Source organism: Fusobacterium sp., from assembly GCF_029258315.1.
Classification (GTDB): domain Bacteria; phylum Fusobacteriota; class Fusobacteriia; order Fusobacteriales; family Fusobacteriaceae; genus Fusobacterium_B.
Map to the genome: position 1 here is coordinate 1 of NZ_JARHZE010000020.1, position 10,951 is coordinate 10,951.

Here is a 10,951-nt window from a genome sequence, read left to right on the forward strand (position 1 = left end):
TTATTTTTCTATTTTATTTTGTGGCTCGTGAAATATCTCTGAAAATGTAGATAAATTTTGTAACTCACTTGGTATTATTATTTTTGTAGCTTTTCCATCAGCAACTTTTGCAAAAGTTTCCATACTCTTTATAGCTAAAACTGATTTGTCTGCTCCAGCCTCTTTTAATAATTTAATTCCTTCTGCTTGAGCCCTTTGAATTTTTAATATAGCCTCAGCTTGTCCTTCAGCTTCTCTTATTTCCGCCTCTTTTTTAGCTTCTGCTCTTAATATTGCAGCCTCTTTTTCTCCTTCAGCCACAAGAACTGCTGATTTCTTTTGTCCTTCAGCTTTTAAGATAGACTCTCTTCTCTCTCTCTCAGCCTTCATTTGTTTTTCCATTGCTTCTTGGATCTCTGCTGGTGGAATAATATTTTTTAACTCAACTCTGTTTATTTTTATTCCCCAAGGATCTGTTGCTTCGTCTAAAATTGATCTCATCTTAGTATTTATTGTATCTCTTGATGTCAAAGTATGATCAAGTTCCATTTCACCTATAATATTTCTAAGTGTTGTGGCAGTTAAATTTTCTATGGCATTTAAAGGTCTTTCAACACCATAAGTATATAGTTTAGGATCTGTTATCTGAAAATAAATAACAGAATCTATCTGCATAGTAACATTATCTTTTGTGATAACTGGTTGAGGTGGAAAATCTAAAACTTGTTCTTTTAAAGATATTTTTTTTGCAATTCTATCTATAAAAGGAATTAAAACATTTAATCCAACATCCCAAGTAGTAAGATAAACTCCTAATCTTTCAATTACATAAGCCTGTGATTGAGCAACAATTCTCACATGCACTGCCAATAAAACTATAACTATAAAAACAAGTAAAAATATAAAAAACATAAACTACCTCCATTTTTAATTTTTTTCTAATATAAGCTTATTTCCTTCTATTTTTATTACTGTAGCTACATCTCCTGTTTCCAAATCATCTACTGAAATACAATCCCAATATTTTCCATCTAAAGAAACTGTATATATTTTCATATTTCCCCGAGTTGATTTTTTTTCTATTTTAACCTCTTTTCCACTTATTCTATCTAATTCTTTTCCATTCTTTTTCAAGAACTTCATAGCAAGTTTTCTTATAAAAATAAGTGATAGTCCTGAAACAGTTACAAAGATATAAAATTGGTTTATCATTTCTAATTTGTTAAAAAACATAGTTACAAAAGCTCCTAGTGCAAACCAAATAGAAACTAAACCAAAACTGACTCCCTCTATTATTAAAAATACGATCCCTACTAAAAACCAATTTAGCATAAGAAGTCACCCCCCTATTTATACATTTTTCTTGCTTATTAAGACTTTGTTTTTATAAAAAAAGTTTATCTTAGCTTATAATATTCAGAAAATCCGTAGCATAAAGCTATTGATCCCTTTTCTTTTAACAAATCTACTCCATCTGCTTTAGCTTGACAAATAACACTATAAATAGAACTTACAGCTATATATTTATGATATAAGTCATTTAAAATATTTCCTTTGTCTATCTCTTCGTTGAGTATTTTTTTAATTTTATAATAACTTGTTATCTGGCTCTTTGTGTAATCTCCTATACCTCTATCTCCAAAATATAAAGTTATTTTCTCTGGATAAACTAAATCTGGAAAAGCTCTCTCGGCACAAATCTCTGGCATAAATCCAATTAATTCTTCAGCCAAATCATAATCATTTATTTTTTCACCTATCTTCATAATAAGATTATCATACTCTTGACCCAATTCACATTTATCAAAAGTATAGGCTGTATCAAGAATATATTTTCTCAACTCGTCATCAGAATATGGATAAGGAGTATAAGTTTCCTCATCTTGAACTACAAAGAAAAATTGTTTCTTAGAAATAAATTTTTTATTTCCCCATCTTTTTACACTTTCCTCTATTAAATTCCCAAGCTCTTTTATAGGTTCATCATTTATACGACACTCACAAATAACTTCTTCTCCATTTTTAGATCCAAAAACTTTTATATAAATTATTTTCTGATTTCCCATATATTTAGGCATCTCATCTTTTATAACATTCCAAAACTCATCTGTATCAGTTCCTTCTGTTTCTAAAGAGTTTCCCATTCCCACTATATCCCCTCTATATAATTTCCAACTATGTTTTCCATTATACTCTGTGATTATATTTTCAAACTCTCTCTTTTCAGATATATACTTTATTCCTGTTAAAATTCCATAAATAAAATTAGCCTCTGCATTATGAAGGGAATTTTTTCTATTTTTTCCAAAACTTGCACAAGTTTCAAATATTTCCCTATCCCAATTTTCTGAAAAAAGGAAATAACGGATAATAGCCATACCTTCCTCAGCTCTAACCACTTTAGGTCTAATATAAAGTGAATACCCTGGTATAAAAAGCATATTATCTCTTATTTCACATCTCTCTTCCAATGTATTTTTCATATTTTCTAATAAATAATAATTTAAATCCTCTATTGGTATATCTCTAAAATCTCTTTCCATAATTCTCCTAACATTTTTTAAAGTATTGTATTTATTTTTCTTGCTATCTCTCTTATATTTTCTTCTTGATTATTTTCTAATTTTTTTATTATATCTTTAAAGTTTTCTAATACAAGTTCAGTATAATAAACTGTACTACAATAAACTTTCTCTGTCAAAACTTCCTCATAAAAAACTTCTTCATATTCCTCTTCATCTTCAAAATCTTCTTCTAATATAGATTGCATCTCCTCTGTATTTAAAAGTTCATCCATCTTTGGATATATATTTTCTTCTAAAAATTCCATCCCATTTTCTTTAGCAAAGTCAAGAGCCTCTGCCACAATATTAAAAATATCCAATATTTTTTCAGCTAAAACTTTATAAAATTTTATCTCTTCATCATCTGGATTTTCTTCAAAATGTTGTTGAGCTGAAGTCAAAAGTCTTCCTAAAAAAATCATTACAAATGGAGTCAATGGCCATAAGGTATCTTGATGTTCTATCTCTACTTCTATCTTCTCTAGACCTTCTTTTAATTTTTTTATATCTCCACTAGATATATCATTATAGTATTTTAAAAATATCTCTCCTTTATGGTATGTACCTACAAGATTTTTCCAATTAATTTCATCTAATTGAACCTCATTGATGTATTTATTATTTATGTCCATTTTTTCCTCCTTTTTGTACTTGTTATTTTCCTCTATTATATAATACTTTTTTTTATAATGAAATATATTTGTTATTATTTTTCACAAAAAAAGAGAGCTTTTTAGCTCCCTTCTATAAATATATTTTTCTAAATACTATCGAATCATAGATATCCTTTGGTGAATAAGGACTTGGTAACTTTCTCAATACCTTTATCCAAAGATTATTTAGTTCCTCTTCTGTCATCTTTCTTATAGACTCTAAAACTTTATCTTTGTATAAAATATTTTCTTGGCATTTTATTATACCCTTTTGTAAAGCCATTTTAAATTTTTCAGAATTGTCATAAGGTCTTCTTTTTAATGAAAAATATTCAGCTAAAAAATCTGTTGAAAAACTTTTTTCAAAATAAATTATTTTTCTTATGACACTTGCTATATATTCATCTGAAATCTGTTGAGTAAAAACTCCATTTTTATCTATAAGAGGAATAAAAACATCCTCAAAGTGAAATTCTTGGAATGATTTATTAAACAGCTTTAAGTTTCTAAAAAATCTACCAATTTTAGATACATCTTTCTTTAAAAAATTCAAATCAACTTGATAAGTGATTCCTATATGAGGAAAAAGACAACTTACAAAATCTTTCGAGTGACAAAAATTGAAAACTTTCTCTTCAAACACCTTATTTTCATTTAATTTTTCTATAAAAATTTTCGCCTCTTTTATCTCTTTAATTAAATCTTCTCTTAAAAATAATTTTTCCATTATCCTTTCTTGAAGTAAAAGTTGTTTTCTTCTAAAAAGTGGTATTTTGTTTAAAGTTTTTCCTAGATTTGTTTGCTTTAAAAGTTCCTGAAAGAATTCTTGATTTAAATCAAAATTTAATTTAAAATTTCCATTTACTAAAACAGTTTTATTATCTTTTATAATTTTCTGCTTTTTTAATTCTTTCATTATAAATTCTATATAATCATCTTTAAATTCATAAAAAAATCCCTTTTCTTTTTCTGTTAAATTACAAGGCAATAAGGCCTTTTCATACTCAATAAAGTCTTCAACCCCTATTATTCCATCTCTTCTTATTCCAACAGAATTCCAAGTACAGACACAAGGACAAATTTTATATTTTTTATATACCATAATAGCCACAAACTGAGCTATCCCTCCACCTAAAGAGTGTCCTGTTATACTTATATTTTTATGAGGTATCCCTCTTTTTAAAAGTTCTTCATAGACTTCAAAACCTTCCCAAAATTGTAAGGGTTTTTTTCCTAATCCTATTAATAGATCTGCCTCTATAAAATCTTTATACGCCTCTTCAAAAGGATAGGTTTCACTCCCTCTGTAAGATATTACATATTTATTTCCTTTTTGAAAAACCACAGCAAAAAATCCTGATCTTGATTTTTTATTTCCTGTTCTGTCATCTATATAATAAATTTTCCATTCTTGTATCTCTTTCTCAAAAAATCTTCTCTGTTTTCTAATTAAGTCATTTTTTAAAATGCTTGAACTTGATGATAAAGAAACATAATCTATATCTTTTACCAAATTATCAATATTCTTTCCCTCTGAATTATCTGGAAAATTATAATAGGAAAGTATACTCAAAAACAGATATCCTTTTGATGTCTCCAATAGTATCACCTACTTTTTATATATCTCTAGTATAACCATAAGCTTGTAAAATCTCTTCTTCCTTGGCTCTCATTATTTTTTTCTCTTCTTCTTCCATATGATCATATCCCATTAAATGTAACAATCCGTGAGTTAAAACATAATAAAACTCCCTTTTGAATGAGTGACCATAATCTTTTCTTTGCTCCTCAACTCTTTCTAATGAGATTATAATATCTCCTAAGCTATCATAAACTCCATTATCTGATTCTTCATTATCATGATATGCAAAAGAGATTACATCTGTGGGCATATCCTTACCTCTAAAATCTCTATTTACATTTTGGATTTCATCATTTCCTGTTAAAAGAACAGAAACATAAACCTCTCTATCACTTTCATATTCTCTATTTAATACATCCACTATATATTTTTCTATATCTTCATAGACGATTTCATCTTCGAAACCATCTATATTCATTCCTAAATCTAAATTAATTTTCATTTGTTTTTTCCTCTCTTTCTTTTGACTTATCCTGTCCAGGATATTTTATTCTTACATGATGGATACCAATTATTGTTTTTGTAAATACTTTTATAATTGTTTCTATGTCTTTAAAAGTTAAATCAGCATCTTTTAATTGTCCATCTTCTAATTTATTAAAAATAATTTTTCTTATCATCTCTTCAATATTATTATAAGTTTTATGTTCTATACTTCTAACTGCTGCCTCTATTGAATCGGCTAACATTATTATTGCAGATTCTTTTGTTTTTGGTTTTGGACCACTATATCTAAAGTCATCTTCTCTTATATTTTCATCTAAAGATTTGGCTTTATTATAGAAGTAAGCTAAAAGTGTCGTTCCATGATGTTCTAGCATTATATCCCTAATCTCTCTTGGGATTTTATATTTTTTAGCCATCTCAAATCCATCTTTTGGATGAGCTAAGATAACCAAAGCACTTAAAAATGGAGAAATTTTATCGTGTGGATTTTCTCCCCCCTCTTGATTTTCTACATAAAACTTAGGTCTTTTCATCTTTCCAATATCGTGATAATAACTTGCAACCCTTGTGAATATTGGATCTGCTCCAATAGCCTCTGCTGCTGCCTCTGATACTGCTGCTACCATCATTGAATGGTAAAAAGTTCCTGGAGTTTTTACAGATAGATCTCTTAATAATGGATTTGATAAATCTCCCAACTCTAAAAGTTTAAATGATGATAAAATATTAAAAGTTCTCTCTAAGTATGGAACTATGGCTAGAGTTAATACTCCTGAAAATACCCCTGCTAATATTATTTTTGTTGAGTCTAAAAGTAATGTTTCAGATATTCCAAAATTTAAAAAAGTTATTGAGAAATATATTATAACTTTTACTATTGCAAGTTGTATTCCTAAATTTATAAATTGTACTCTTGTCTTTACACTGTTTAAAAATTTTGTAGCAAATAAAATTGTTAAAAGAGTTATTACAAAGTAAACCATATTATAATTTGTCATCGGAGTTAAGTATATCAATGCCACTATTCCAAAATAAAAAGCATAAACTGAATTTACAAGTATTTGTAATAAGAAAAACCCAGTTTCAAATGGAATTAAATATAAATAATCCTTAGAAAATAATTTAAAAATTAAAAATAATAAGGCAAAAACTAAGAATGTTGCTCCATATATATTTTTATTTAAAAGTTCTTTTCTAAATCTCGTAGTTATAATGTTGTAAGATATTATTGAAACTGTCGCTAAATATATTGCACTTATAAAAAATCTTAGTATTGTTTCAGAAGGTGAATAAATCCCTAAAGCTTTTAAAGTTTGTAACTTCTGTTTATCTAAAATTTCACCTTTCTTTAAAACTAATTCTCCAGCCTTTACAGTTGTATATTGATCATCAATCTTATCTACTTTCTGTTTAATATCCTCTTTTGTTTTCTCAATATCATAAACATAGTTTGGAAAAGTAAATATATCCAATATTTTAAATTCTAAGTTATTTAATTCTTTTCCTTTAAAATCTTTTCCACCCATTGTTGTAATGAAAGTTTCACCCTCTTTTATTCCGTGAGAATAAACAGAACTTAAAAGTTCTGTCAACTCTCTTCTTTGAGAGGCAATCTGTCTTTTTGACATATCCAAAAGTTCTTCCACTATATCAGGAGATATTTTTAATTGATAATTTTCTTCAAATAGATCATAATCAAAATTTTTAGATTTTTTTGCTTTTAATTTTAAAATTTCATTATAAAATTCTTTCAATCCATTTGAGTACTTCAGTCCAATCTCTGGAAGATAGATATATTTTTTTTCAGAAGAGTCAACAATATTTTTTATTATCTCCTCTTTTTTTAATATATCTTTATATCTCACATCTCTTGGCGCATAAATATTTTCTTTTATTATATCCTTATCAATATATTTATTTCTTTGAAAAATATTTCCCAATTGGCTACTAAGAGCAATTATTGTTAAAAATACCAATAAATATACCACCCTATCTTTTAGTTGATAGGTATTTGAATATACTTGAATGTCATCTCTATTTTCTCTTTCAAGTCTAAATAAAAGACGAAATCCTAAAAAATTAAATTTTTTCATTCTTTCCTCCACTTCTCAATATATCTTCAACATCTATTCGAGAAATATTTTTAGTAGGGATACTCTCTAAAAAATATTTTCCATAAGTTTTAGTGATAACTCTATTATCCAATATAGTTATTATTCCCTTATCTTCCTTACTTCTTATAAGACGTCCTATTCCTTGCTTAAACTTTATAATTGACTCTGGGATTTGATACTCTAAAAATGAATTTTTTCCCTCTTGTTCAAATGTTTCTATTATAGCCTCTGTAACAGGATCACTCGGAACTTTAAAAGGCAGTTTTACTATTATTACTGAACTTAATTGATCCCCTTTTACATCTACACCTTCCCAAAAAGAGTCAGTCCCAAATAAAACTGGTGCTTTACTTTTTTTAAAAATCTCAACCATTTTTGTTCTAGGATACATCCCTTGTATAAATAAAGTTATTCCACTTTCTTCTAACTCTTCTCTCATAGAGTAATAAACATAGTTTAACATTTTGTAAGAGGTAAATAAAACAAAGGTTCTACCTCCAGTTTTTTCTAAAAATACCTTTATTATCTCTTGAATATAATCAGCAAACTCTCTCGAATTTGGATCTGGTAATCCTTTTGGTATATAAACTTTCATCTGTTTATCATAATCGAAAGGTGATTTTATTATTTTATCATAAGTTTCCTCTAAAAGTCCTATTGATTTTTTAAAATATTCAAAATTTTCACTAACTGATAGTGTTGCTGAAGTAAATATAATCTGTTTTAGATTGTCATATAAATTTTCTGATAGTTCCATATCCACCTTTAAAGGTGTTGCCACAAGTTTTGAGTTATTTTTTCTCTCATTTACCTCTACCCAATAAATAAATTCTTCATCTTCAAACTTATTTATAAACTGGAAATTCTCATAAAAACTTTCTATTCTTTCTATATATTTTAAAAACTCGTTAACTTTTCCACTAGCATCCTCTACATCAGATAAAATATCTTTTATTTTTTTAGCAGTTCTTAAGTATCTAGTAAATTCTAAATTAAAATTTTCTCTAAAATCATCTAATAATTTTAAAAATCCATCTGTTGCTATGTCATCTTTTTTTATTCTCACAGAAATATTTCCATTTTGTCCTTTAGAAAATATCTCTATAAGTCTTTCGAAATATTTAATTCCATAGTTAAATAAACTTATATGCTCTTTTATAAAATCTTTATCTATTATATCTTCCAATTCTGACTTCTCATCAAAATCTGTTTTTTCTATTATTGAAATAATATCTTTTAACTGACCTATCACTTTTATTTTTTCATTAGTTTCAAAAAGTTTAATATCAGAATTTATATTCTCATCTTTTAATTTGCTGACATTTAATATTTTATTCATAGATTTTACAAAAGAATATCTTGAAACCTCATAAGAAAAATAATCTCTCGCCACTTTCTCCACATTGTGAGCCTCATCAAAGACTACCATCCCATACTCAGGTAGAATTGAGTAATCGCTACTAAATCCAATTTCTTTTTTTATTGCAAGATCTGAGAAAAATATATGGTGATTAGCTATTAAAATATCTGCTCTCTTTTTTTCATCTCTAGCCTTAAAGAAAAAACACTCTTCTCTATGAGGACAACCAGAAAAACAAAGATCACTTTCACTTTGGAATAATTCCCACACAGTATAATCTGGTTCTATATTAAGTTCAGACTTATCCCCTGTATTTGTTTCCTTTCCCCAATTTAAAATCTCTATCAATTGATTTTTTTGCTCTGGAGAAAATTCTAATATCTCCTTATTTTTTCCACTTTTTACATTAAAATATTTTCTGTTGCAAAGATAATTCCCTCTTCCTTTTACAAGGGCGTACTTAAATTTCTTTTCCATAATTTTTTGCAACATAGGAATATCTTTATTTAAAAGTTGTTCTTGTAGATTTATAGTATTTGTACTTATTATTACTCTTTTTTCATTTGTAACAGCCCATTCTATACTCGGTATCAAATATGCCAAAGTTTTTCCTGTTCCTGTTCCTGCCTCTACAATTATTTTTTTCTCTTGATTTATTCCCTCTTGAATATGTCTTGCCATTGAAAGTTGTTCTTCTCTAAATTCAAACTCTTTAAAATTTTGAGAAATTATACCCTCTTCTTCAAAATAAGGAACTATATCTATTTTTTGATTTTCTTCATTATATGGTTCTATTACCACATAAACATCATCAACTTTATTATTTATAATATAAAAGCCACCATTCATCTTATTAGCATAAACCGTAGCTACTTCAATATCTGCATCTGAAGGATATAGATAACCAGATGGGTGATTATGAATTATTACCTCTTCTCTCTTCATTCTTCCAAGAATTGCTGGCACACTATATTTATTTCCACGAGCAACTACAATTATTTTAGAAACTCTTTTTTCTTCATCCAATATTCCTCTAAAGAAAACTTCATTTCCACCAGCCTCTTCTATCTCTTTCTTCATTTCTTGTTGAATTTCAGAAGTTATTCTTAAATTTATATCCATATTATTCCTTTCTTTTCTAAATAACATCTTTAGTATATATGATACTCTTTTTTTGAAAAAATAGGAACATTTTTTTTATTTTTCCTTTGCTTTTTTTTCAATTTATGATATAATATCTGAGGTCCATTGTTTTTAATATGTGTGTGTCTCTTTTTAGATCTTACCTGTTAAATTAAAAATAATGTAACTTAAATAATATTTATTTTTTTAATAATTTAGGAGGTTTTTTACAAATGGCAAACAACAAATCAGCTAAAAAGAGAGTAGAATTAAACGAAAGAAACAGAGTTAGAAATCAAGCAGTTAAAACTAGAGTTAAGAACGCAGCTAAAAGAGTTTTAGCAGCTGTTGAAGCTAACGACAAAGCTTTAGCTTTAGAAGTTTTATCAGCAGCTTACAAAGAGTTCGACAAAGCAGTTTCTAAAGGTGTTGCTAAGAAAAACACTATATCTAGAAAAAAATCTAGATTAGCAGCTAGAGTTAACGCATTATAATTTGATTTTTAAGCTTAAGAAAAAATCCAGAGACACAGGTTTCTGGATTTATTTCTTTTTTTGGAGAAAATAAAAGAATCAAACTTCTCTTAACGAAAAATTTGATTCTTTATAGATAAATGCAATTTGGGATAGTTTAATTAAATATACCTAGCTCTTTTGAGCTTAATATTTAATAGAAGTGATCTTTTTCTTCTAAATGAATTATAATATACCAACGTTAAAATAATGTTTATTTAATGTAAAAAAATTGTAAAAAATTTATTAAGGAGGGTTTAAATGGATTTTTTAAATATGGATATCAATATTGCATATAGTATGATCAATATGAAACTTAGAGATTTTTATTTATCTCTAGATGATTTTTGTGAAGATATGGATATATCCAAACAAGAACTTATAGAACATTTTGAAGAAAATGGATATAGTTATAATGAAAATACAAATCAATTTTTTACAAAATAAAAAAGCTGTCTTTAATCAAACAGCTTTTTATTTTAACTATATTTTTATTATAAGTTCTATCAATGATCCAACCACTATTCCAAGAATAACAAATAAAGTTTTTCCTCTATA

General features: G+C 27.0%; 10 protein-coding genes. 2 read left to right on the forward strand and 8 right to left on the reverse strand.

Going from position 1 to position 10,951, the window contains the following annotated elements:
- The 8 genes from Q1J48_RS01565 to Q1J48_RS01600 form a co-directional block, all read right to left on the reverse strand.
- Positions 1–891, reverse strand: coding sequence for an SPFH domain-containing protein (locus Q1J48_RS01565; RefSeq protein ID WP_300330488.1), 891 nt, complete (start codon positions 889–891; stop codon positions 1–3).
- Between the two features lie 15 nt (positions 892–906).
- Positions 907–1,311, reverse strand: a complete 405-nt coding sequence (locus tag Q1J48_RS01570; protein WP_300330485.1) for an NfeD family protein — start codon at positions 1,309–1,311, stop codon at positions 907–909.
- A 65-nt stretch (positions 1,312–1,376) separates the two neighbouring features.
- Positions 1,377–2,522: a DUF6348 family protein gene (locus tag Q1J48_RS01575; RefSeq protein ID WP_300360699.1), complete on the reverse strand. Its 1,146-nt coding sequence runs from the start codon at positions 2,520–2,522 to the stop codon at positions 1,377–1,379.
- A gap of 17 nt (positions 2,523–2,539) precedes the next feature.
- Positions 2,540–3,175, reverse strand: a complete 636-nt coding sequence (locus tag Q1J48_RS01580) for a hypothetical protein (RefSeq protein WP_300330479.1) — start codon at positions 3,173–3,175, stop codon at positions 2,540–2,542.
- A gap of 112 nt (positions 3,176–3,287) precedes the next feature.
- Entirely contained in the window at positions 3,288–4,709 is a 1,422-nt protein-coding gene (locus tag Q1J48_RS01585) for a Tle-like phospholipase domain-containing protein (RefSeq protein WP_300360700.1), read from the reverse strand.
- A gap of 103 nt (positions 4,710–4,812) precedes the next feature.
- A complete protein-coding gene (gene ybeY, locus Q1J48_RS01590; RefSeq protein WP_498040962.1) occupies positions 4,813–5,256 on the reverse strand; it encodes an rRNA maturation RNase YbeY in 444 nt (147 codons plus the stop codon).
- 13 nt (positions 5,257–5,269) lie between these two features.
- The gene (locus tag Q1J48_RS01595; RefSeq protein WP_300360701.1) at positions 5,270–7,378 is read right to left on the reverse strand and encodes an HD family phosphohydrolase; all 2,109 of its coding nucleotides are present in this window, start codon (positions 7,376–7,378) and stop codon (positions 5,270–5,272) included.
- Complete coding sequence (locus tag Q1J48_RS01600) at positions 7,365–9,881, reverse strand: helicase C-terminal domain-containing protein (RefSeq protein ID WP_300360702.1); 2,517 nt, start codon at positions 9,879–9,881, stop codon at positions 7,365–7,367. The genes Q1J48_RS01595 and Q1J48_RS01600 overlap by 14 nt, the downstream gene beginning before the upstream one ends.
- Before the next feature lie 233 nt (positions 9,882–10,114).
- Here Q1J48_RS01600 and rpsT point away from each other — a divergent pair, with 233 nt between their 5' ends.
- A complete protein-coding gene (rpsT, locus tag Q1J48_RS01605; RefSeq protein WP_300330464.1) occupies positions 10,115–10,375 on the forward strand; it encodes a 30S ribosomal protein S20 in 261 nt (86 codons plus the stop codon).
- A gap of 279 nt (positions 10,376–10,654) precedes the next feature.
- On the forward strand, positions 10,655–10,840 hold the full coding sequence (locus tag Q1J48_RS01610; RefSeq protein ID WP_300360703.1) for a DUF4250 domain-containing protein: 186 nt from the start codon (positions 10,655–10,657) through the stop codon (positions 10,838–10,840).
- Positions 10,841–10,951 lie beyond the last annotated feature (111 nt).

What these genes read in the sequence shown, in the direction of transcription:
- Q1J48_RS01570 (WP_300330485.1), bottom strand. Translation starts at nt 1,311, where the DNA reads ATGCTAAATTGGTTTTTAGTAGGGATCGTATTTTTAATAATAGAGGGA.
- Q1J48_RS01580 (WP_300330479.1), bottom strand. Translation starts at nt 3,175, where the DNA reads ATGGACATAAATAATAAATACATCAATGAGGTTCAATTAGATGAAATT.
- Q1J48_RS01575 (WP_300360699.1), bottom strand. Translation starts at nt 2,522, where the DNA reads ATGGAAAGAGATTTTAGAGATATACCAATAGAGGATTTAAATTATTAT.
- Q1J48_RS01595 (WP_300360701.1), bottom strand. Translation starts at nt 7,378, where the DNA reads ATGAAAAAATTTAATTTTTTAGGATTTCGTCTTTTATTTAGACTTGAA.
- Q1J48_RS01565 (WP_300330488.1), bottom strand. Translation starts at nt 891, where the DNA reads ATGTTTTTTATATTTTTACTTGTTTTTATAGTTATAGTTTTATTGGCA.
- ybeY (WP_498040962.1), bottom strand. Translation starts at nt 5,256, where the DNA reads ATGAATATAGATGGTTTCGAAGATGAAATCGTCTATGAAGATATAGAA.
- Q1J48_RS01600 (WP_300360702.1), bottom strand. Translation starts at nt 9,881, where the DNA reads ATGGATATAAATTTAAGAATAACTTCTGAAATTCAACAAGAAATGAAG.
- rpsT (WP_300330464.1), top strand. Translation starts at nt 10,115, where the DNA reads ATGGCAAACAACAAATCAGCTAAAAAGAGAGTAGAATTAAACGAAAGA.
- Q1J48_RS01610 (WP_300360703.1), top strand. Translation starts at nt 10,655, where the DNA reads ATGGATTTTTTAAATATGGATATCAATATTGCATATAGTATGATCAAT.